Source organism: Lysobacter sp. K5869 (genome assembly GCF_018847975.1).
Lineage (GTDB): Bacteria > Pseudomonadota > Gammaproteobacteria > Xanthomonadales > Xanthomonadaceae > Lysobacter.
The window spans coordinates 4,982,898-5,004,651 of the sequence record NZ_CP072597.1 but is presented as its reverse complement, the minus strand read 5'-3'; the positions used below and the strand labels follow the sequence as shown (position 1 = coordinate 5,004,651).

At 70.0% G+C, this 21,754-nt stretch carries 23 protein-coding genes; 19 read left to right on the top strand and 4 right to left on the bottom strand.

Features of this window, described 5'->3' with window-relative positions; translation table 11 throughout:
* Positions 1-51: 51 nt before the first annotated feature.
* Complete coding sequence (locus J5226_RS21045; RefSeq protein ID WP_215836731.1) at positions 52-1,020, bottom strand: AAA family ATPase; 969 nt, start codon at positions 1,018-1,020, stop codon at positions 52-54.
* A gap of 240 nt (positions 1,021-1,260) precedes the next feature.
* Between J5226_RS21045 and J5226_RS21040 the strand changes: the two genes are divergently transcribed.
* Positions 1,261-3,105 (top strand): glycosyltransferase family 39 protein, encoded by a 1,845-nt coding sequence (locus J5226_RS21040; RefSeq protein WP_215836730.1) that lies wholly within the window; start codon positions 1,261-1,263, stop codon positions 3,103-3,105.
* Between the two features lie 103 nt (positions 3,106-3,208).
* On the opposite strand, the gene J5226_RS21035 is transcribed toward J5226_RS21040, so the two are convergent.
* Positions 3,209-3,784 carry a Maf family nucleotide pyrophosphatase gene (locus J5226_RS21035; protein ID WP_215836729.1) on the bottom strand — a complete coding sequence of 192 codons (576 nt, stop codon included), beginning with the start codon at positions 3,782-3,784 and terminating at the stop codon, positions 3,209-3,211.
* 148 nt (positions 3,785-3,932) lie between these two features.
* The gene (locus J5226_RS21030; protein WP_215836728.1) at positions 3,933-4,256 is read right to left on the bottom strand and encodes a hypothetical protein; all 324 of its coding nucleotides are present in this window, start codon (positions 4,254-4,256) and stop codon (positions 3,933-3,935) included.
* Positions 4,257-4,428: 172 nt separating this feature from the next.
* On the opposite strand from J5226_RS21030, the gene J5226_RS21025 reads away from it, so the two are divergent.
* The 15 genes from J5226_RS21025 (at position 4,429) to J5226_RS20955 (ending at position 15,976) form a co-directional block, all read left to right on the top strand.
* Positions 4,429-4,953: a YceD family protein gene (locus J5226_RS21025; protein ID WP_215836727.1), complete on the top strand. Its 525-nt coding sequence runs from the start codon at positions 4,429-4,431 to the stop codon at positions 4,951-4,953.
* Between the two features lie 145 nt (positions 4,954-5,098).
* On the top strand, positions 5,099-5,293 hold the full coding sequence (rpmF, locus tag J5226_RS21020) for a 50S ribosomal protein L32 (protein ID WP_215836726.1): 195 nt from the start codon (positions 5,099-5,101) through the stop codon (positions 5,291-5,293).
* A gap of 262 nt (positions 5,294-5,555) precedes the next feature.
* Positions 5,556-6,536 (top strand): beta-ketoacyl-ACP synthase III, encoded by a 981-nt coding sequence (locus tag J5226_RS21015; protein WP_215836725.1) that lies wholly within the window; start codon positions 5,556-5,558, stop codon positions 6,534-6,536.
* Between the two features lie 216 nt (positions 6,537-6,752).
* Entirely contained in the window at positions 6,753-6,893 is a 141-nt protein-coding gene (locus J5226_RS21010) for a hypothetical protein (protein ID WP_215836724.1), read from the top strand.
* Positions 6,894-6,969: 76 nt separating this feature from the next.
* Positions 6,970-7,911: an ACP S-malonyltransferase gene (gene fabD / locus J5226_RS21005; protein WP_215836723.1), complete on the top strand. Its 942-nt coding sequence runs from the start codon at positions 6,970-6,972 to the stop codon at positions 7,909-7,911.
* 160 nt (positions 7,912-8,071) lie between these two features.
* Positions 8,072-8,818 (top strand): 3-oxoacyl-ACP reductase FabG, encoded by a 747-nt coding sequence (fabG, locus tag J5226_RS21000; RefSeq protein ID WP_215836722.1) that lies wholly within the window; start codon positions 8,072-8,074, stop codon positions 8,816-8,818.
* Between the two features lie 130 nt (positions 8,819-8,948).
* Positions 8,949-9,188 (top strand): acyl carrier protein, encoded by a 240-nt coding sequence (acpP, locus tag J5226_RS20995; protein WP_031373652.1) that lies wholly within the window; start codon positions 8,949-8,951, stop codon positions 9,186-9,188.
* Between the two features lie 209 nt (positions 9,189-9,397).
* The gene (fabF, locus tag J5226_RS20990; RefSeq protein ID WP_215836721.1) at positions 9,398-10,651 is read left to right on the top strand and encodes a beta-ketoacyl-ACP synthase II; all 1,254 of its coding nucleotides are present in this window, start codon (positions 9,398-9,400) and stop codon (positions 10,649-10,651) included.
* Between the two features lie 288 nt (positions 10,652-10,939).
* The gene (pabC, locus tag J5226_RS20985) at positions 10,940-11,776 is read left to right on the top strand and encodes an aminodeoxychorismate lyase (RefSeq protein WP_215836720.1); all 837 of its coding nucleotides are present in this window, start codon (positions 10,940-10,942) and stop codon (positions 11,774-11,776) included.
* A gap of 66 nt (positions 11,777-11,842) precedes the next feature.
* Positions 11,843-12,988 (top strand): endolytic transglycosylase MltG, encoded by a 1,146-nt coding sequence (mltG, locus tag J5226_RS20980; protein ID WP_255322875.1) that lies wholly within the window; start codon positions 11,843-11,845, stop codon positions 12,986-12,988.
* Positions 12,985-13,635 (top strand): dTMP kinase, encoded by a 651-nt coding sequence (tmk, locus tag J5226_RS20975; RefSeq protein ID WP_215836719.1) that lies wholly within the window; start codon positions 12,985-12,987, stop codon positions 13,633-13,635. The genes mltG and tmk overlap by 4 nt, the downstream gene beginning before the upstream one ends.
* Positions 13,632-14,606, top strand: a complete 975-nt coding sequence (locus J5226_RS20970) for a DNA polymerase III subunit delta' (protein ID WP_215836718.1) — start codon at positions 13,632-13,634, stop codon at positions 14,604-14,606. The genes tmk and J5226_RS20970 overlap by 4 nt, the downstream gene beginning before the upstream one ends.
* Positions 14,603-14,962: a PilZ domain-containing protein gene (locus J5226_RS20965; protein ID WP_215836717.1), complete on the top strand. Its 360-nt coding sequence runs from the start codon at positions 14,603-14,605 to the stop codon at positions 14,960-14,962. Before J5226_RS20970 ends, J5226_RS20965 begins: the two co-directional genes overlap by 4 nt.
* A 376-nt stretch (positions 14,963-15,338) precedes the next feature.
* A complete protein-coding gene (locus J5226_RS20960) occupies positions 15,339-15,596 on the top strand; it encodes a hypothetical protein (protein WP_215836716.1) in 258 nt (85 codons plus the stop codon).
* Positions 15,593-15,976, top strand: coding sequence for a hypothetical protein (locus tag J5226_RS20955; RefSeq protein ID WP_215836715.1), 384 nt, complete (start codon positions 15,593-15,595; stop codon positions 15,974-15,976). Before J5226_RS20960 ends, J5226_RS20955 begins: the two co-directional genes overlap by 4 nt.
* Before the next feature lie 14 nt (positions 15,977-15,990).
* Here J5226_RS20955 and J5226_RS20950 read toward each other — a convergent pair whose 3' ends face one another.
* Entirely contained in the window at positions 15,991-18,060 is a 2,070-nt protein-coding gene (locus J5226_RS20950; protein ID WP_215836714.1) for a 3-hydroxyacyl-CoA dehydrogenase NAD-binding domain-containing protein, read from the bottom strand.
* Between the two features lie 268 nt (positions 18,061-18,328).
* On the opposite strand from J5226_RS20950, the gene rpoE reads away from it, so the two are divergent.
* From rpoE to J5226_RS20935, 3 genes are all read left to right on the top strand, one after another.
* On the top strand, positions 18,329-18,949 hold the full coding sequence (gene rpoE, locus J5226_RS20945; RefSeq protein WP_207523930.1) for an RNA polymerase sigma factor RpoE: 621 nt from the start codon (positions 18,329-18,331) through the stop codon (positions 18,947-18,949).
* Complete coding sequence (locus J5226_RS20940) at positions 18,949-19,920, top strand: sigma-E factor negative regulatory protein (RefSeq protein ID WP_215836713.1); 972 nt, start codon at positions 18,949-18,951, stop codon at positions 19,918-19,920. The genes rpoE and J5226_RS20940 overlap by 1 nt, the downstream gene beginning before the upstream one ends.
* 183 nt (positions 19,921-20,103) lie before the next feature.
* Positions 20,104-21,696, top strand: coding sequence for a DegQ family serine endoprotease (locus J5226_RS20935; RefSeq protein WP_215836712.1), 1,593 nt, complete (start codon positions 20,104-20,106; stop codon positions 21,694-21,696).
* Positions 21,697-21,754 lie beyond the last annotated feature (58 nt).

Below are 21,754 nucleotides of genomic sequence, written 5' to 3'. Positions count from 1 at the left end.
GCGCGCGCAGCGCGGAGGCGGGCGCCTCGTCGGTGCCGGCCATCGCCGCGTTCAATCCACGGCCACGGCGTAGAGGATCGACTTGGCCAGATCGGCCGCCGCATCGGCCTCGGCGACCAGACGGTGGGTGGCGACCGCGGCGAACAGCGCCTGCACGTCCTCGGGCACCACGTGCGCGCGGCCGAGCAGCAGCGCGTACGCGCGCGCCGCGCGCAGCAGCGCGAGCCCGGCGCGCGGCGACAGGCCCACGCGCACGCCCGGGTGCTTGCGGCTGCGCGCGAGCAGCGCCTGCACGTAGGCGATCAGCGATTCGCCGGCGTACACCGAATCGACCGCGCGGCGGATCGCCAGCACGTCCTCGCTCGACAGCACCGCGCGCGCCTGCGCGATCAGATGCCGGCGGTCGGTGCCGGCGAGCAGGTCGCGTTCGGCGGCTTCGTCGGGATAGCCCAGATGCAGGCGCAGCAGGAAGCGGTCGAGCTGCGAATCCGGCAACGGGTAGGTGCCCGACAGGTCCACCGGATTCTGCGTGGCGATCACGAAGAACGGATCGGGCAGCGGATGGGTGCGCCCGTCGATGGTCACCTGATGCTCGGCCATCGCCTCCAGCAGCGCGCTCTGGGTGCGCGGCGGCGCGCGGTTGATCTCGTCGGCCAGCAGCACTTGGGTGAACACCGGGCCGGGGTGGAACTGGAACTGGCGCGAGGTCGGATCGAACACCGACACGCCGACCACATCGGCCGGCAACAGATCCGAGGTGAACTGCACGCGCTGGAACTCCAGCCCCAGCGTCGCGGCCAGCGCGTGCGCCAGCGTGGTCTTGCCCAATCCGGGCAAATCCTCGATCAGCAGATGCCCGTCGGACAGCAGCGCGACGAACGCCAGCCGCACCGCCTGCGCCTTGCCCAGCACCAGCGCGTTGACTTGCGCCTGCGCCTGTTCGAGAGCGCCGCGCAGCGCATCGGTTAGGATGATCGCGTCGTTCGTCGCGCCGTTTGCGGTGATCTTGCCTGCGCTCATCGGGCCTGCCGTCGTAGAAAGCGTGATGTGGATGAAGCCTCGATGCCGTGAAACGCAAGGCGTCGAAACTGTCGTTTTTGTCAGGTTCGTGAGCGTCGCCGTCGTTGCGCGGAACCCGCTTCTGCGATGGGTGTCAATAAAACGCAGTGCGACGACGATGCTTTGAGCCGAGACGTTCCCCCAAGTTCCAGAGTGTAGCGAGGTCGGGTGCCGATGCGGGACAGGGACGAAGCCAGCGCGATGCGCAATGTGTTCTGGGCGCTGTGGACGTTGGTGCTGCTGCTCAAGCTCGCCGTCGCCGCCAAGCTGCCGTTGTTCGTCGACGAAGCCTTCTATTGGCAGGAAGGCCGGCATCCGGCCGCGGCCTATTCCGATTTGCCGGGACTCACCGCGTGGCTGGCGCGGCTGGGCGTGGAACTGGGCGGCAATTCGGCGCTGGCGTTGCGCGCGCCGTTCCTGGCCATCGCCGCGCTGGTGCCGTGGCTGCTGGCGCGGGTGAGCGCGCGCGAGTTCGGCGCGCGCAACGGCTGGGTCGCCGGTTGCTACGCGCTGTTGTTGCCGTTGTCGGGCACGCTCGGCCTGCTCGCGTTGCCCGACGCGATGATGGCGCTGGCGACGCTGCTGTGCCTGGACGCCGGCGCGCGATTGCTGCGTCAGGTCGATGCGCGCAGCGCGGTCGAACTCGCCGCCGGCCTGTCGCTCGGCGCGCTCAGCCATTACCGCTTCATCGCGGTGATCGCCGTCGGCTTCGCCGTGCTGATGCTGCTGCCCGAGGGCCGGCGCGCGCTGCGCGACGCGCGCGTGCTGACCGCGGTGGCGATCGGCGCCTCGGCCTGGGCGCCGCTGGTGGCGTGGAATCTCGACAACGCCGACGCCGGTCTGCGTTTCCAGTTGGTCGATCGCCATCCCTGGGCCTTCCATGCCAGCGGGCTGTGGTTCGTCGCGATCCAGGCGCTGTTGGTCACCCCGCTGCTGTTCGTCGCGCTCTCTGTGGCCGGCTGGCGCGGCGCGCGCGACCCCTCGCCGGTGACGCGCTATTTCGCCTTGCTCGGCGCTCTGGTGGTGCTGGGCTTCTTCGTGCTGGGTTTCTTCGCCGACACCGAGCGGGTCAGCTTCCACTGGCCGTTGCCGGGGTTCCTCGCGCTGCTGCCGTTGTTGCCGATGGTGCTGTCGCGCTGGCCGGAGTGGGCGCGCGGCCTGTGCGCGGGGTTGGCCGGCGCGGCGTTGCTGGCGATGCTGGGCTATTACGTCGCGGTCTCGCGCCCGGAACTGCGCGCGCGCAGCGCCGGCGAGAAGTGGTACCCGGCCAACTTCGCCGGCTGGGACGAACTGGCGCGCGCCGTGCGCGCAAAATTGAAGACGATGCCGCCGGGCACGCGCCTGGTCGCCGACAACTTCAAGGCCGGCGCCGAACTGGGCTTCGCCCTCGACGATCCGCGCATCGCCGTGCTCGATCATCCGATCAACCACAAGCACGGCCGCGCGCCGCAGCTGCGTTTGTGGGGATTGCACCGCGACGGCCGCGCCGACTGGGGCGCCGGCCCGACCCTGCTCGTGGTCGGCGCGACCGAGGTCGAATACAAGAACCTGCTGCAGCGCTATCACGACCTGTGCGCGATGGTCGGCCCGCTGCCGCCGCCGCAGATCCTCAACGTCGATCACGGCCGCCAGCGCTTCGCCCTGTTCGCCTTCGACGGCGCGCCGCGCGAGGGCGAGTGCACGACGCCGGCGATGGCCTGGATCGACGTGCCCGCCGCCGGCGTGCGCGTCGGCCCCGGCGCGTTCGCCGTTTCGGGGTGGGCGTTCAAGGACGGCGTGGGGTTGTCGAAGGTCGAGATCATGCTCGACGGACGCGTGGTGGCGCAGGCGCAGTACGGCCTGGAGCGCCGCGGCGTGCGCGAGTTCTGGACGCTGCGCGACGGCCGCCAGTCCACCGATCCGCAACACCCGCGGGTGGGCTTCAACGCCACCGTGGAGCTCGACGCCGAACCGCCGGGGCGGCATTGGCTGGGCCTGCGCCTGCACGGGCGCGACGGCAGCGTCGAGGATTGGGCGCAGCAGCCGATCGATTTGCGGCGGCCTTGAGGGCGCGCGGGCAGGGCGGCTTCATCGAAGCCGCCGCCCGCGATTTCGTCCGCGTTCGGCGCGAACGCTTCGAGCGGGGGCGACGGTCGCGAAGCGCGCGGCGTTACGGCAACGCATACCCCGCGCGGCGCAGCAGCCGCGCCGTCGCGATCAGCGGCAAGCCGATCAAGGCGGTCGGGTCGCGCGACTCGACCGCATCGAACAAGGCGATGCCCAGGCCTTCGGATTTGAAGCTGCCCGCGCAGTCGAACGGTTGCTCGGCATCGACGTAGCGTTCGATCTCCGCCGCGGTCAATTCGCGAAAGCGCACCACGGTGACGTCGAGCTCGCTCAGCGCCGGCCCGCCGTCGCGCAGCACGCACAGGCCGGTGCAGAAGCGCACTTCGCGCCCCGACATCGCGCTGAGTTGAGCGATCGCGCCCTCGCGCCCGCCCGGCTTGCCGATCGGCCGGCCGTCGAACTCGGCGACCTGATCGGAGCCGATCACCCAGGCGTCCGGGCGCTGCGCGGCGACCGCGGCGGCCTTGGCTTCGGCCAGCCGCTGGGCCAGCGCGGCCGGCGCCTCGCCGTCGCGCGGGGTCTCGTCGGTGTCGGGGCGGGCGACGTCGAACGGCAGGCGCAGGCGTTCGAGCAGTTCGCGGCGGTAGCGGGAGGTGGAGGCGAGGATGAGCGAGGTCATGGGGCCAGGAGTGAGCGGTGAGGAGCGAGCGAAAGCGGGGTGCTCGCTTCTCTAGCGCCGCTTTCTGAATCAGAAGGAGGCGGAGGCGAGGATCGGCGGAGCCGTGGGACTCAGGGGCGAGCGCAAGCTTTTGCTCACTCCTCGCTCCTCAATTCAGCCGGGCTTGCTCGATCTGGACCAACTGCTGCTCGATCCGGCCGCGCGCGGCGTCGATCGAGGCGCGGACCTCGCCGAGCTGGCTCAGACTGGCCTGGCGGCCGTGGTCGCGCAGCCACAGGCGCTGGCGCAGCATCTCGCGCATGGCCTCGCCGACCGGGTCGCGGCCCTCGTCGCCGGCCACCGCCTCGATTTCGGCGCGGGCGGTGCGCAGCCGCGCCTCCAGGGCGTCGGCGGCGTCGAGCACCTCGCGCACCGCGCGCTGGCGGCGCAGCGGCCGGTACAGCAGGGCGGCGATCAGGGCAGCGGCAGCCACCGTGGTCAGAAACATTAATAGGACGAGGGTCACGGCCGGGCCGATGGCGGGGGTCGAGGCCGGGCAGTCTGCACGTGCGGGCCGGCCAGGGGCAAATCCCTGACCGGCCCGGGACTTGCGATTTGACAATGGTTTGACAGCGCCCCGCGCGGTCTCTACCATTTCGCGGCTTATGTCAGCCGAAGTGCCACCTGGGCGGGTGCCCGAAGTCCTGGATGCCTGGCGCCTGGTGGCGGCACGGCGCGGCGTGGAAGGCCGTCTGCCGTTGTCGGCGCTGTCCCGCCTGGCGGGTTTGCTGCACGACACCGACGGCGAAGTCCGGTTCTCGCTGGATTTCGATACCGACGAGCTGCAGGTGCCCTACGCCGAGCTGAAGATCGACGCCGAACTGCCGTTGCTGTGCCAGCGCTCGCTGGAGCGGTTCCTGCTGCCGGTGCAGATCGTCCAGCGTCTCGGGCTGATCCGCGACGAGGCCGACGAAGCCGCGTTGTCGCCCGGCTACGAGCCGCTGCTGATGCCCGAAGACGGCATGCTGCAGCCGACCGAGCTGGTCGAGGACGAGCTGATCCTCGCCGTCCCGGTGGTGCCGATGGCGCCCGGCAGCGAGGCGGTCGAGCGCGACTGGCCGGCCCCCGCGGCCGAGCAGGACGCCGTCAACCCGTTCGCGGTGTTGTCGTCGCTGAAGAAGAACAACTGAGCGCGCGATCCTCCGGATTCGGAAATCCCGCGCGTTTGCTTCACAATATCCAGTTCCAACTCCGACCTGCAGGCATCGAGCGAGTCCTGCTAATCGGGCTTTCGCTATCCACCTCAGGTTTCCACCGCTTTTCCGGAGCAAGACCATGGCCGTTCAGAAGTCCCGCGTCACCCCGTCCCGTCGCGGCCAGCGCCGTTCGCACGATGCGCTGTCCAGCAAGCAGCTGGCCACCGACCCGACCACCGGCGAGACCCACATCCGCCACCACGTCACCGCCGACGGCTACTACCGCGGCAAGAAGGTGATCGACACCAAGTCGCGCGTCGCCGACGAGGAGTAATCCTCCCGGCCCGCCGCGGCGCGCGCTGGCTTAGGCGCGCGTCGCCGCGATCTGGGCCGGCGGAGGATGTCGCCCGACATCGCGCCGGCACCGGTCGGACCGCCCTCGTGGCGAGTCCGTGCGACAACAGACCTGCGGCCGCCGCGGCTTCGTTTTCCGCCAGCTTCGCGCTGGCGGTCCTGTTTCTCGATGGCCTGCGGGTGCGCGCGCGTTCGCGACGCCGCCTTTGCGCAGGCCGCCCCGGCCATTCCGCGGAGCGGTGATGACAGATCGGATTTACGCCCGGATCGCGGGCACCGGCAGCTACCTGCCGGCTCAGGTGGTGACCAACGAAGAGCTCGCCCAACGGGTCGAGACCAGCGACGAATGGATCCGGACCCGCACCGGCATCCGCCAGCGCCACGTCGCCGCCGAAGGCGAAACCACCGTCGACCTCGCCTACCAGGCCTCGCTGCGCGCGCTCGAAGCCGCCGGCGTGCAGCCCGAGGAGATCGATCTGATCGTCCTGGGCACCACCACCCCGGACCTGATCTTCCCGTCCAGCGCCTGCCTGCTGCAGCACCGCCTGGGCGCCAACGGCTGCCCGGCCTTCGACGTCAACGCGGCCTGCTCGGGCTTCGTCTACGCGCTGACCGTGGCCGACAAGTTCATCCAGTCCGGCGCGGCCAAGACCGTGCTCGTGGTGGGGTCGGAAACCCTGACCCGCATGCTCGACTGGACCGACCGCTCCACCTGCGTGCTGTTCGGCGACGGCGCCGGCGCGGTGGTGCTCAAGGCCGACAGCGAGACCGGCATCCTCAGCACCCACTTGCACGCCGACGGCGGCAAGAAGGAACTGCTGTGGAACCCGGTCGGCGTCTCGGCCGGCTTCAAGCCGGAAGAGCACAACGCCGGCGTGCGCGTGCTGATGACCGGCAACGAAGTGTTCAAGCACGCGGTCAAGGCGCTGGACTCGGTGGTCGAGGAGACCCTGGAAGCCAACGGCCTGGACCGCCACGAGATCGATTGGCTGATTCCGCATCAGGCCAACCTGCGCATCATCGAAGCCACGGCCAAGCGCCTGGACATGCCGATGGAGCGGGTGATCGTCACCGTCGACAAGCACGGCAACACCTCCTCGGGCTCGGTGCCGCTGGCGCTGGACGAAGCGGTGCGCTCGGGCAAGGTGCAGCGCGGCCAGTTGCTGCTGCTGGAAGCCTTCGGCGGCGGTTTCACTTGGGGTTCGGCGCTGCTGCGCTACTGAGCGTGTTTTGACGGGGCGTCCGTTCCTCGCGGGGCGGCGTACTCATCGCGGGCCAGCGAATTCATTCGCTGAGCCGCGCGGAAAAACGACACACGACGAACGGCCGCGGGTTGCCCCGCGGCCGTTTTCGTATTCGCACGATCGCCGCGACAACGCTCATCCGCCGGTAGGCGCTGCGTAAGCTGCGACCGCGAACCCGCGTGCGCGACGCAAGCGATGTTCCGCACCCGCAGCAGCTTTTTTATCCGCCAAAACAAGCGAACCGGATTCAAGCCAACGTTTGAATCGCCGTTCGTCGGCGCCGCCGAAACCGCCGATCCCGCACAGCCGCTCGCGTCACATTGCGACGCGCTGTGACGCCGTACCGCCGAGTACAGACGCTCGCCACTTTTCGCCTTTATCATGCGCGCTTCCAACCGATACGGCAGTGCGTGTGAGCGACCAGCGACTTTCTTTCGTGTTTCCGGGCCAGGGCTCGCAATCGTTGGGCATGTTGGCCGAGTTGTCGGAACTGCACGCTAGCGTCCGCGACGCTTTCGCCGAAGCCAGCGACGGCGCCGGCGTCGATTTGTGGGCGCTCAGCCAGGGCGGCCCGGAAGAGATGCTCAACCGCACCGAATACACCCAGCCGGCGCTGCTCGCCGCCGGGGTCGCGGTGTGGCGACTGTGGCAGGCCCAGGGTGGCGCGCAACCGGCGCTGCTGGCCGGCCACAGTCTCGGCGAATACACCGCGCTGGTCGCCGCCGGCGCGCTGTCGCTGCGCGACGGCGCGCATCTGGTGCGCCTGCGCGGCCAGCTGATGCAGGACGCGGCCCCGGCCGGGGTCGGCGCGATGGCCGCCGTGCTCGGCGCCGAGGACGCCCTGGTCGAGGAGATCTGCCAGGCCGTGTCCGGCAGCGAGGTCGTGGTGCCGGCCAACTACAACTCGCCTGGTCAGATCGTCATCGGCGGCCACGCCGCGGCGGTCGACAAGGCGCTGACCCGGCTGGCCGAAGCCGGCGTGCGCAAGGCGGTCAAGCTGGCCGTCAGCGTGCCCTCGCACACCCCGCTGATGCGCGAAGCCGCCAACCGCCTGGCCGAAGCCATGGCCGGGCTGGATTGGCGCGTGCCGTCGCTGCCGGTGGTGCAGAACGTCGACGCCCAGGTCCACGCCAGCGTCGAGGCGATCCGCGAGGCGCTGGTGCGCCAGCTGTATCTGCCGGTGCAGTGGACCGCCTGCGTGCAGGCGCTGGCCGCGCACGGCGCGCAGCGCGCCGCCGAGTGCGGCCCGGGCAAGGTGCTGACCGGCCTGATCAAGCGCATCGACAAGTCCATCGACGGCCGCGCCATCGGCACCCCGGCGGAGTTCGAAGCCGCCCTGGCCGAGTGGCGCTGAGTCCTTAATCGACGGCCGCACCTTCGCCCCGCGCTCGCTACTCAACCGCCGCCCCAGCCTGTAGGCTGGCCGCGCCCGGGCCCAGCGCCCGGCGGGGTCGCAGGACGCGGCGGTCTGCAACGGCGGCGCAACCACGAGCCAGCACTACGGAGTGAGACACATGAGCACGACCCCGCTTTCGGGCGAAATCGCGCTGGTCACCGGCGCCAGCCGCGGCATCGGCGCGGCGATCGCCGACGAACTGGCCGCGCAGGGCGCGACCGTGATCGGCACCGCCACCAGCGAATCCGGCGCCGCCGCCATCGGCGAGCGCCTGGCCGCGCACGGCGGCCACGGCCGCGTGTTGAACGTGGCCGACCCGGCCTCGGTCGAATCGCTGCTCGACGCGGTGGCCAAGGAGATCGGCGCGATCTCGATCTTGGTCAACAACGCCGGCATCACCCGCGACAACCTGCTCCTGCGCATGAAGGACGAGGACTGGCAAGCCATCCTCGACACCAATCTCAGCAGCGTCTACCGCACCAGCAAGGCGGTGATGCGCTCGATGATGAAGGCGCGCAAGGGCCGCATCATCAACATCGCCTCGGTGGTCGGCGTGACCGGCAATCCGGGGCAGGCCAACTACGCCGCCGCCAAGGCCGGCGTGATCGCCTTCAGCAAATCGCTGGCGCGCGAGATCGGCAGCCGCGGCGTGACCGTGAACGTCGTCGCGCCCGGCTTCATCGACACCGACATGACCCGCGACCTGCCCGAGGACGCGAAGAAGGCCATGTTCGACCAGATCGCGCTGGGCCGCTTCGGCGAACCGGCCGACATCGCCCGCGCGGTGGCGTTCCTGGCCGGCCCCGGGGCCGGCTACATCACCGGCGAAACGCTGCACGTCAACGGCGGCATGTACATGCCGTAAAGCCTTGACGTAGGCTAGTAAGCGATTGAACCCAAAGGGGTTTCGACGATGCCGGGGGCCGGTCTCGCGAAACATCCCGATTCCATTAGACTATCCCATCGAAAAACCCCTCACGGGAGGAGCAACATCCATGAGCAGCATCGAAGAACGCGTTAAGAAGATCGTGGTCGAACAGCTGGGCGTCAAGGAAGAAGAAGTCACCAACAACGCTTCGTTCGTCGACGACCTCGGCGCGGATTCGCTCGACACGGTCGAGCTGGTGATGGCGCTCGAGGAAGAGTTCGAGTGCGAGATCCCGGACGAAGAGGCCGAGAAGATCACCTCGGTGCAGCAGGCGATCGATTACGTCAAGGCGCACGTCAAGTCGTAATCCGCCCGGCGGCGCCGCTCGCGAAGCCATCGCGCGCGGCGGCCCCGCGGCATGCGTTGCGCATGCGTTCGCACGATCGAATGAGCAACCACTCGGGGCCGCATTGCGGCCCCGTGCTTTTCCAGCCGGTCGATACGCCGGCGTAGCGTCGAACGATCGACTCCGACCCGAGCGATCGAGCGCAGACTGATTCCAAGAGGTAAGGCTGAATGTCCAACCGTTCCTTCAACCGCCGCGTGGTCGTCACCGGTCTCGGCCTGGTCTCTCCGCTCGGCAACGATGTCGCCAGCAGCTGGGACGGCATCGTCAACGGCCGCTCCGGCATCGGTCCCATCACCCATTTCGATCCCGCCGCGTTCAGCACCCGCATCGCCGGCGAAGTGCGCGACTTCGACATCACCCGCTACGGGGTGAATCCGAAGGACGCGAAGAAAATGGACGAATTCATCCATTACGGCGTCGCCGCGTCGCTGATGGCGCTGCAGGACGCCGGCATCGTCGTCGACGATTCCAACGCCGAGCGCATCGGCGCGCTGGTCGGCTCCGGCATCGGCGGTTTGCTCGGCATCGAAGAGCAGACCATCAAGTACCACGAGGGCGGCCCGCGCAAGATCTCGCCGTTCTACGTGCCCAGCACCATCATCAACATGCTGCCGGGCCAGATCTCGCTGATCACCGGCGCCAAGGGCCCGAATTTCTCGGCGGTGTCGGCCTGCGCCACCTCCAACCACTCCATCGGCGTGGCGATGCGCATGATCCAGTACGGCGACGCCGACGTGATGGTCGCCGGCGGCGCCGAGCGCGGCTCCTCGCCGACCTCGGTCGGCGGCTTCTGCTCGATGAAGGCGATGTCCACGCGCAACGACGACCCGACCCGCGCTTCGCGGCCGTGGGACAAGCAGCGCGACGGCTTCGTGCTCGGCGACGGCGCCGGCATCCTGATCTTGGAAGAGTACGAACGCGCCAAGGCGCGCGGCGCGCGCATCTACTGCGAACTGGCCGGTTTCGGCGCCAGCTCCGACGCGTTCCACATGACCGCGCCGAGCGAGAACGGCGAAGGTCCGGCGCGCTGCATGGTCGCCGCGTTCAAGGACGCCGGCATCAATGCCGATCAGGTCGAGTACCTCAACGCGCACGGCACCTCCACGCCGCTCGGCGACCTCGCCGAGACCTTGGCGATGAAGCGCGCGATGGGCGATCACGCCTACAAGATGATGGTCAGCTCGACCAAGTCGATGACCGGGCATCTGCTAGGCGCGGCCGGCGGCGCCGAGGCGATCTTCTCGGTGTTGGCGCTGCACCACGGCATCATCCCGCCGACCATCAACCTCGAGGAACCGGGCGAGGGTTGCGATCTGGACTACGTGCCGAACGTGGCGCGCGAGAAGAAGATCGATGTGGCGGTGTCGAACGGGTTCGGGTTCGGCGGCACTAACGGGACGTTGGTGTTCAAGCGGATTTGATTCGCTCGTTCGTGCGTCGAAAGAAACCCGCGGGGCTTCGGTCTCGCGGGTTTTTTGTTTTTGCTTTGTGTAGGAGCTGCGCGAGCTGCGACAGCCGGAACGGTTCGATACCATGGAGCTTCCGAAGACCGGTGGTACGAGCGCTGGCTATCGAACCTGCACCGATTGGCCGGGCTTCGGGTAACCGCGCTTACGTAAACCTCTGCGTTTGGTCGCAGCTCGCGCAGCTCCTACAGGGATGGCTCCGCGGCAGCGCAGCGATCCGGCCGGCCGCGTAGGATGGCCGCCATGTCCGCAGCCGACGACCTCCCCGAAGCGCGTTTCTTCCGCGGCGCCGACCGCCTCGCGGCCTTGCCGCCGTTCGACCGCGGCCAGGCCTACGGCGACGCCCTGTTCGAAACCCTGCGCGCGCATCGCGGCGAGCTGCCGTGGTGGGACGCGCATTGGGCGCGGTTGAGCGGTGGCGCTCAGCGCCTGGGACTGCCGACGCCGGACCCGCGGCATGTGCGCGAGGCGGCCGCCGACTTGCTCGCCGGCCGCGACGCCGTGCTCAAGCTGATCCTCAGCCGCGGCGAAGGCGGCCGCGGCTACGCGCCGCCGGCGCGTCCCGAGCCGGTGTGGACGCTGTCGCGCCATCCGTTGCCGCCGCCCGCGCGCGCCGGCGGCCTGCGCCTGCGCTGGTGCGAGCTGCGCCTGTCCGAGCAGCCGGCGCTGGCCGGGCTCAAGCACTGCAACCGCCTGGAGCAGGTGCTGGCGCGGGCGGAGTGGGACGATCCCGACATCGACGAAGGCCTGCTGCGCAACGCCGCGGGCGAGCTGGTCTGCGCCACCGCCGCGAACGTCTTCGTCCTGCACGGGGAGCAGTGGCGCACGCCGCCGGTGGATCGATGCGGCGTGGCCGGGGTCTGCCGCCAGCGCCTGATCGAATTGAGCGGGGCGCGCATCGCCGTCCTGAGCGCCGACGAACTGCAACGCGCCGATGCGATTTTCCTGTGCAACGCCGTGCGCGGTATCCTGCCCGTGGCGCGGCTCGACGAGCGGCAATGGGCGCCGCATCCGGCCGTGGCCGGGCTGCGGCGCCGGCTCGGCGACGCCCATCCCGCCTTCGTCCCCGGCGACGACTGAGCCGCCGCATCCGCGGCCGCCGGTCCGCGGCGGCGCGGCGGGCCCGGATCGTTCGACGGAGGTTGCGTGGCAAAGGAAAAGAAGGGCAAGCGCGGCAGCGGTTGCCTGATCGTGATCGTGCTGTTGCTGGCGGCCCTGGCCGCGGGCGGCTGGTGGGCGTGGCAGCGCTACCTCGGCTTCGCCGACGCGCCGCTGCAAGGCCTGCAACCGGATCAAAGCCTGTTGGTCGAACGCGGCGATTCGTTGCCGGCGGTGGTGCGCAAGCTGCGCGCGGCCGGCGTGGCGGTCGGCGAGGAAGTCGAATGGCGGCTGCTGGCCAAGCAGCTCGGCGCGGCCGGGCGCTTGCAGGTCGGCGAGTATTCGCTGGCCCCGGGCACCAGCCCGCGCGCGCTGCTGACCGCGATGCGCGACGGCAAGGTGGTCAGCCACCGCTTCGTCATCGTCGACGGCTGGAACATCCGCGACCTGCGCAGCGCCCTGGCGCGCGCCGACAAGCTCAAGCAGCAGGCGCCGCAGCTCGACGACGCGGCGCTGATGAAGGCGCTGGGCAAGGGCGGGCAGCATCCGGAAGGGCGCTTCTTGCCGGAAACCTATTTCTACACCGGCGGCGACAGCGACCTGGACGTGCTCAAGCGCGCCTCCGGCGCGATGGACCAGGCGCTGGCGTCGTCGTGGGCCGGGCGCGACAAGGACAGCGTGCTGAAGTCCCCGTACGAGTTGCTGATCATGGCCTCGATCGTGGAGAAGGAAACCGGCGTGCCGGCCGAGCGCGCGCAGATCGCCGGTTTGTTCGAGCGCCGCTTGAAGCAGGGCATGCGCCTGGAGACCGACCCGACGGTGATCTACGGCATCGGTTCGGCCTACGACGGCAACATCCGCAAGCGCGACCTGCAGACCGACACGCCGTACAACACCTACACCCGCGCCGGCTTGCCGCCGACGCCGATCGCGATGCCGGGCTTGGCCGCGCTCAAGGCCGCCGCCAACCCGGCGCCGGGCGACGCGCTGTTCTTCGTCGCCGCCGGCGACGGCAGCGGGCGCAGCCTGTTCGCCGCGACCTACGCCCAGCATCAGGCCAACGTGCGCTTGTACCTGCAGCGCTATCGCCAGAACCAGGGCCGCGGGCAGCCGGAAGAGGGCAAGGCGGTGCTGGAAGAGGCGGCCGAAGCGCCGCCGGCCTCCGCGCCGCAGACGCCGGGGGCGACCCGATGAGCCTGCGCACCTGGCCGCGCTTCGTCACCTTGGAGGGCGGCGAGGGCGCCGGCAAGTCGACCGTGCTGGCGGCGCTGCGCGGCGCGTTCGAGGCCGCCGGCATCGCCGCGGTCTACACCCGCGAGCCCGGCGGCACGCCGCTGGCCGAACAGATCCGCGGCCTCATGCTCGACACCCATCACGAGCCCGCCACCGACGCGACCGAATTGCTGCTGGCCTTCGCCGCGCGCGCCCAGCACGTGCGCGCGACGATCCTGCCGGCGCTGGAACGCGGCGCCTGGGTGATCAGCGACCGCTTCACCGACGCCAGCTACGCCTACCAGGGCGCCGGGCGCGGCGGCGACGCGGCGTTCATCGCCGAACTCGAGGCGCGCGTGGTCGGCATCCGTCCGGCGCTGACGCTGCTGCTGGACGTGCCGGTGGACGTGGGCCTGGCGCGCATGCGCGGGCGCGGCGCCGCCGACCGCATCGAAAGCGAGCGCAACGAATTCTTCGAACGCGTGCGCCAGGGCTATCGCGACCGCGCCGCGGCCGAGCCGCACCGCTTCGAGCTGATCGACGCCGCGCAACCCGCCGAGGCGGTCGCCGCGCAGGCGGTGACGCGGCTGCGCGCGCTGATCGCCGCCACGCCGGAGGCCGCCGCATGAGCGTCGCCGCTTTCGCGCCGTGGCAGCAACGCATCTACGATCAGGCCCAGGCCTCGATCGCCGCCGGCCGGCTCGGCCACGGCTTGCTGTTCTGCGGCCCGGCCGAACTGGGCAAGCGCGCGGTCGCCGAGCGCCTCGCGCAAGGCTTGCTGTGCCGCGAACGCCTGCCCGACGGCGGGCCGTGCGGGCGGTGCCGCAGCTGCCTGCTGCTGGCCGCCGGCACGCATCCGGACTACCAGCTCGTCAGCTTCGTTCCGAACAAGGAAGGCACCAAGCTGCGCACCGAAATCGTGATCGACCAGATCCGCAGCCTGTCCGAACGGCTGGCGCTGACGCCGCAGTACGGCGGCGCGCAGATCGCGATCATCGATCCGGCCGACGCGATCAACACCGCGGCCTGCAACGCGCTGCTCAAGACCTTGGAGGAGCCGGTGCCGGGCCGTTATCTGTGGCTGGTCAGTTCGCATCCGGCGCGCTTGCCGGCGACCATCCGCAGCCGCTGCCAGCGCCTGGAATTCCGTCTGCCGCCGCAGGACGAAGCGCTGGCGTGGCTCAAGGCCCAAGGCCACGGCGACGCCGCCGCGCGCGAAGCGTTCGACGCCGCGCGCGGGCATCCCGGGCTCGCGCACGATTGGCTGACCGGCGACGGCCTCAAGCTGCGCCGCGAAGTCGCCGCCGATCTGGCCAAGCTCGGCCGCGGCGAGAGCTCCGCGCCGGAAGTCGCGCAGCGCTGGGTCGGCGACGAACACGCCGCGCTGCGTCTGCGACACGCGTCGGACATCGCGCTCGCCGAAGCCGCCGCCGGCTTGACCGACCCGGCGCGCGCGCGCAGTCTTGCCTCCTGGTTCGATCGGGCCAACCGGACCCGCGAACTGTTGCGGACCACGGTCCGCGCCGATCTGGCGGTCACCGAATTGTTGATGGCCTGGCGCAGCGACGACGCGCGCCGCGCCGGGGGAGGAAAGGCATGAACGCACCAGCGGGCGCAGCGCGACAGGGCATCTTGTCGCTGACGATCAAGGACAAGGCCGCGCTGTACAGCGCTTACATGCCGTTTCTGCGCCACGGCGGGATTTTCGTGGCCACGCCCAAGCGCTATTTCCTCGGCGACGAAGTGTTCCTGCTGCTGACGCTGCCCGAGTCCGGCGAGCGTTTGCCGGTGGCCGGCAAGGTCGTGTGGGTGACGCCGACCGGCGCGCAGGGGCACCGCACCGCGGGCATCGGCGTGCAGTTCGCCGAGACGGCGGAGGGCGATGCGGTCAAGGGGAAGATCGAGGCTTTGTTGGCGGGTACGTTGAGCGCTGAGCGGCCGACGCACACGATGTGAGGGGGCGCCGCGTCGTGCGGCGGTAGGGGCCTTGGGTTCTCGGGCTTTCACCGGTTATCGGATTTTCGACGCGGCGGTAGGGGCGCGGTCGCGGCTTGCGCCGCTCCTACAGTCGGAAACGCAACCGGCCGCAGCCCCTGTAGGAGCGGCGCGAGCCGCGACCGCGAAAACACAACTACGCCGAATCCCACTGACCGTCATTCCGGCGAAAGCCGGAATCCACTAGCCGTTGCTTTTGCCTTTTGCTGGGACGCATCCCCGCCCGAGATCATCGTTTCGCAGCCCCGGAGGGCGCGCGCATGGATGCGCGCGCGCGCCATGGGTCAGGATGACCCTTATGGCGCGGCCCCGCGCCCGGTGCTGGACCTAGTGGCTCTTGATTCGAAAACAGGGAAAGCGCCTTTCTTTGGTTACTTTCTTTGGCAAGACAAAGAAAGTAACTCGGCCGCTTGCGGACGAAAGCTTTAAGCGTTTGATCTTCGCTTGTCGTCATGCGTTCTTGCCAGAGAAAGCGGAAGCAACATCAAAATGGATTCCGGCTTTCGCCGGAATGACGGCGTGTGAGCTGCGTTTCTCGCACGTGGCGGAACACCCCACCCACCGTCATTCCGGCGAAAGCCGGAATCCATTTTGACTTTGCCGTTGGTTTTGCCTTCAACGCAGCAACGAGTGACGACAAGCCACAATCCAGAGCGTTCCGTCCGCAAGCGGCCGGGTCACTTTCTTTGTCTTGCCAAAGAAAGTAACCAAAGAAAGGCGCTTTCCCTGTTTTCGAATCAAGAGCCACTAGGGCTCACAGCGACGCGGGGCCGCGCCATAAGGGTCATCCTGACCCATGGCGCGCGTGCGCATCCATGCGCACGCCCTCCGGGGCTGCGGGGCGTGGGCTTTTCGTGGGGATGCGTCAAAGCGAAGGGCAACAACAACAGCGCGAGCGGCAGCGAACGGATCGCTGTATCGATCGCGAAATTCGCACGCAAAGAAAAAGCCGCGCAAAGCGCGGCTTTTTCTTGAAACGCAGCGAACGCTTACGAACGCAACGCCGGCGAATCCCAACCCGGACGCGGCGCGAAGCGGTCGCCGTAGCGCGCCTGCAATTGCTTGAGCCGCGCCAGCACGTTGTCCACGCCGGTTTCGCGCACGTACTGGATCGGGCCGCCGCGGAACGGGGCGAAGCCGGTGCCGAAGATCACGCCGGCGTCGAGCAGGTCGCCGTCGGCGACCACGCCGTCGTGCAGGCAGGCCACCGCTTCGTTGACCATCGGCAGGATCAGGCGGTCTTCCAGATCGTTCGGCGCCTTGTAGTCCTTCGGCAGCTCGGGCTTCTGCGCGCGGCCGTTCTCCCACTTGTACAGGCCTTGCCCGTCCTTCTTGCCGCGCTTGCCGGGCTCCACGCCCGCCAGCGCCGCCGGCACGGTCAGGCCGAGGAATGGCGCCAGTTCCGCGCCGACGCCGGCGGCCACGTCCAGGCCGACGGTGTCGATCAGTTCGATCGGGCCCATCGGCATGCCGAACTTGACCGCCGCCTTGTCGATCGCCGCGCCCGGAATGCCCTCGGCGAACGCGGTGCCGGCTTCGAGCATGTACGGGAACAGCACGCGGTTGACCAGGAAGCCGGGCGTGCCGGCGACCGGCACCGGCAGCTTGTCGAGCGCGCGGCAGAACGCGGCGAGGCGCTGTTCGGTCTCCGGCGCCATGCGGTCGTGGCGGATGATCTCCACCAGCGGCATCAGCGCGACCGGGTTGAAGTAATGCAGGCCGGCGAATTCGGCCGGACGGCGGATGTGTTCGCGCAGTTCGTCGAGCGGGATCGACGAGGTGTTGGTGGTCAGCAGCGCGTCGGGCTTGAGCTGCGGCTCCACCACGTCGTAGAGCTCGCGTTTGGCTTCGGGCTTTTCGATGATCGCCTCGATCACCAGATCCGCGTCCTTGGCGCCGTCGCCGGACAAGTCGCCCTTCAGCCGCGCGGCCACCGCCGGACGCTTGGCCTCGTCCTTCACCTTCTTGGCGAACAAGGCCTGCGCGCGCTCCAGCGCGCCGTCGATGAAGCGCTGCTCGCGGTCGCTGAGGGTGACCTCGAAGCCCTTGTACGCCGACCACGCGGCGATGTCGCCGCCCATCACGCCGGCGCCGACCACGTGCACGTGCTTGATCTTGTGATCCTTGCCGCCCTGGCTCTTGAGCCGCTCCTGCAGGAAGAACACCCGGATCAGATTGCGCGCGGTCGGCGTGCCCGACAGCTTGACTACCGACTTGCGCTCGGCCGCGAGCAGCGCCTGCACGCCGCCGCTGGAGCGCTCCCAGGTCGAGATCAGCGCGTAGGGCGCGGGGTAGTGGTCTTTCTTGGCCTTGCGCGCGACCTGCTTGACCAGCATCGGCGCGAGGATCTTGCGCGCGATCCAGGTGTTGCTGGCCCAGGCGGTGAAGCGCTGCTTGAACGGGCGCTGCGTGCCGTTGAGCGCGAGCGCTGCGGCGGTGTCGACCAGCACCGCCGGTTCGGCGGTCTTGTCGACCAGACCGATCGCGCGCGCGGCCGAGGCCGACAGGGTGCGGCCGGTGAGCATCATGTCGAACGCGGCCGGCGCGCCGACCAGACGCGGCAAGCGCACGCTGCCGCCCCAGCCCGGGTAGATGCCGAGCTTCACTTCCGGCAGGCCGATGCGCGTGGACGGATCGTTGCTGGCGACGCGGTAGCGGCAGGCGAGCGAGATTTCGGTGCCGCCGCCCATGCAGAAGCCGTGGATCGCCGCGACCGTGGGGCAGGGCAGCTCGGCCAGACGCTGGAACACCTGCTGGCCGCGGCGGATCGCGTCGCCGACCGTGCCCTTCTCGTCGAAGGTCTGGAATTCCTTGATGTCGGCGCCGGCGATGAAGCCGGTGGCCTTGGCCGAGCGCAGCACCAGCCCCTTGGGCGGGTCCAGCGCGAGGCGTTCGAGCAGGCCGTCGAGCTCGATCAACACCTCCTGGGCGAAGGTGTTGACCGGCGATCCTTCGCGGTCGAAGGAAAGCACCAGCACTCCGTCCGCGCGCAGTTCGGTATGCCAGTGGCGGGCGCGTAGCCCGTCAAACGCGGGGAGGCCGTCGAGGGCTGCAGTCATGCCGCACCATCCGTTCAGGTATGGAATAGGCCGCTATCATCCCGATCTGGTTCGGCCGCCGTCAAATCGGCGCCGTCCGAGCCCCCGGCGGCGGCCGTCCGGCGGGGCTTTCAGCCGGCGTGCGGGCACGTCCGCCCCGCGGTATGTGACACTTGGCGGTTGCGAGCGGTCGCCGGCGGCCCCATTACTCCGACGATTGAACTTTTGCCCCGACAGGGTTGTCCCATTGCTCGGCCATGCGCCGAGCCGACAGGAGTGCCGGCGCGGTATGGCCGATAACGAGTTGTTGGACCAGGAGCTGGTCAGGCGTGTCCAGCGCGGCGACAGCGCGGCCTTCGATGCCTTGGTGCGCAAGTACCAGCATCGGATCACCGCGTTGATCGGGCGCTACATCCCCGACTGGAGCGAATGCCAGGACGTGGCCCAGGAAACCTTCATCCGCGCTTACCGCGCGATGGCGAATTTCCGCGGCGACGCGCAGTTCTATACGTGGTTGCACCGCATCGCCGTGAATACCGCCAAAAACCATCTCGTCGCGCAGAACCGGCGCCCGCCGACCGACGACATCGACGCCGGCGACGCCGAGCAGTTCGAGACCGGCATCCGCCTGCGCGACACCGATACGCCCGAACACGAACTGCTGCGGCAGGAAATCGAACGCACGGTGATGCGCGTGGTCGAATCCCTGCCGGAAGAGTTGAGGTCTGCGATCACCCTGCGCGAGGTGGAAGGCCTGAGTTACGAAGAGATCGCGCAGAAGATGAATTGCCCGATCGGCACCGTGCGTTCGCGCATCTTCCGCGCACGCGAGGCGATCGATACGGAACTTCGGCCCCTCTTGGACAATCAAGACCAAGGTACCCACCGCACCAGGGAGCGCGCTCACTGATGACCTCCACCCCTCTCCATGGCGACGAACGCGAGACGTTGAGCGCGCTATTCGACGGCGAACTCGACGACGGCGCGCGCTTCGCGCTCAAGCGGCTCGGTCACGACGCGCAATGGCGCGAGGCCTGCGGCCGCTGGCAGCTGTGCGGCGACGTGTTGCGCCGCCGCGCCCACGGCGCGGCCGAGCCGGCGCCGGGCTTCGCCGCTCAGGGCTTCGCCGAGCGCGTGGCCGCGGCGATCCAGGCCGACGCCGCGTTGCAGGCCAGCCAGGCCGCGGCGAGCGCCGCGCCGGCGGCCACCGAAGTGAAGCCGCGCAAGGCGGCCGGATCGCGCCGCGGCTGGTTCGGCGGCGCGGCGCTGGCGGCCTCGGTCGCGGTGGCGGCGCTGTTCGTGGCGCGGCCGTTCTCCGACGAAACCCCGGCCGGCGCCGGCGATCCGGCCCAGGTCGCCGCGCAGGCGGCTCAGCCGACGCAGCCCGCGCCGCAACCGGTGCCGGCTCCGGCGCCGCAGGCGGTCGCGGCCAATACCCCGGCCGAAACCGGCCTGACCTCGGCCGACGCCACCGGCCTCGCGGCCGGCGCGGCGGTGGCCGTGGCCGAGCTGCCGCGCCGCCTCAACGAGCGCCGTTCGCGCGGCCAGAGCCAGCGCGCCGCGGTGCGCGCGTCCGAGCGCCAGAGCCAGGAGGCGCCGCTGCAGGTCGCCGCCGCCGGCGGCGCGTCGATGGTCGCCGACGCCCGCGCCGGTTCCGCCGCCAACTCCGGCGCCAACCCGTTCCGGCCGCAGCAGAGCGAAGCCCCGGCGAGCCGTCCGTGGCCGCGCGCGGCGCTGCCGAACTACCCCAGCAACAGCGCCTACACCGCCAGCTACGGCTCCAGCGCGGTGTCGCCGTCGTTCTACCCGTTCGAGCCGGCGCAGGAAGCCGCCGCGCGAACCCGGCCGCCGGTCCAGGAACCGCAGCCGCAGCAACCCTAAGCTGAGGCGGTGCGGCCGAGCCCGCATCGCCCCGAGCGGGCCCGCGCCGGCGACGACGGCCGGGTCTTCCCCCGAACCTTTCCCGCCTGCGCGGCCCGTCCGCGCAACGGGATCGCCTTGCCGCGGTTTTGCCGCATATCGCCCCTCACCATGGACCATCCACGTCGTATCGAGGCCGCCGCCATGAATCTTCCGTCGACCCAAGCCCCGTCTTCGAACCTTTCCGCCCGCCGCCGTCCGCGCAGCCGGCCGTTGCAGTCGCTGGCCCTGGTCGGCGCGATCATCGCGGCGCTGCCGGTGGCCTGCACCGCGCAGCCGCCGACCACGCCGATCGCGCCGCCGCCCTCGGCGACCCCGGCCGCGCCCATCGTCGCCGGCCTGCCGGACTTCACCCAGCTGGTCCAGCGCGTCGGCCCGGCCGTGGTCAACATCAGCGCCGAGGTCGCGCCTAAGCGCGAGACCCGTTCGCGCAACCAGATGCCGGACGAGGACCAGATCCCCGAATTCTTCCGCCGTTTCTTCGGTCCCGATTTCCCCGGCCAGGGCGGCGGGCCGGGTCAGGGCCAGGGCCCGCGCCAGCCGCGCGGCGGCGCGCGCTCGATCGGCAGCGGCTTCCTGATTTCCCAGGACGGCTATGTGCTGACCAACCACCACGTGGTCGACGGCGCCGACACGGTCACGGTCAAGCTGACCGACCGGCGCGAGTTCAAGGCCAAGGTGATCGGCAGCGACGAGCAGTCCGACGTGGCCCTGCTCAAGATCGACGCCAAGGGCCTGCCGTTCCTGCGCAGCGCCAACGCCAGCCTGACCAAGGCCGGGCAGTGGGTGGTGGCGATCGGCTCGCCGTTCGGCCTCGACCACTCGGTCACCGCCGGCATCGTCAGCGCGGTCGGCCGCGCCAACCCGTACGCCGATCAGCGCTACGTGCCCTTCATCCAGACCGACGTGGCGATCAACCAGGGCAACTCCGGCGGTCCGCTGCTCAACACCGCGGGCGAGGTGGTCGGCATCAACTCGCAGATCTTCTCCAACTCCGGCGGCTACATGGGCGTGAGCTTCGCCATTCCGATCGACGTGGCGATGAACTCGGCCGAGCAGTTGCGGGCCAAGGGCAAGGTCAGTCGCGGGCAGCTCGGGGTGGTGGTGCAGGCGATGACCCTGGACGGCGCCAAGAGCCTGGGCTTGCCCGACGGCAGCGGCGCGCTGATCTCGCAGGTGGTGCCGGGCGGTCCGGCGGAGAAGGCCGGCTTGCAGCCCGGCGACGTGATCCGCAGCGTCAACGGCGCCGCGGTGCGCGAGTCCAGCGACCTGCCGCCGCTGATCGGCAACATGGCGCCGGGCACCAAGGCCAAGCTCGGCGTGTTCCGCGACGGCAAGACGGTCGAGTTCAGCGTGGCGGTCAACGAACTCGACGCCAGCCTCGCCGGCGGCGCGGGCGCGGCGAATCCGTCCGACCGCGACGACGGTTCTTCGTCGGCCTCCAACGCCAAGGGCAACCCGCTTTCGCTCGCGGTCCAGGACGTCGACCCCGCCGCGCGCCAGCGCCTGGGCCTGAAGACGGGCGAGGGCGTGCTGGTGCGCGACCCGGGCGATGCCGGCGACGCCGGCGTGCGTCCGGGCGACGTGGTGCTCTCGGTCGGCCGCACCCCGGTCGGCAGCGCCGCGGCGCTGAACCGAGCGCTGGCCGGCACCCGGCCGGGCCAGACCGTGATGCTGCTGATCCGGCGCGGCGCGCAGACCCAGTTCATCGCGGTCCAGGCGGGCGAGGGCAAGTAAGCGGCGTCGGGCCGGTCCGGGCCGGGCGATCCCGGTGAAGCGGGCGGCGCGGGACGGC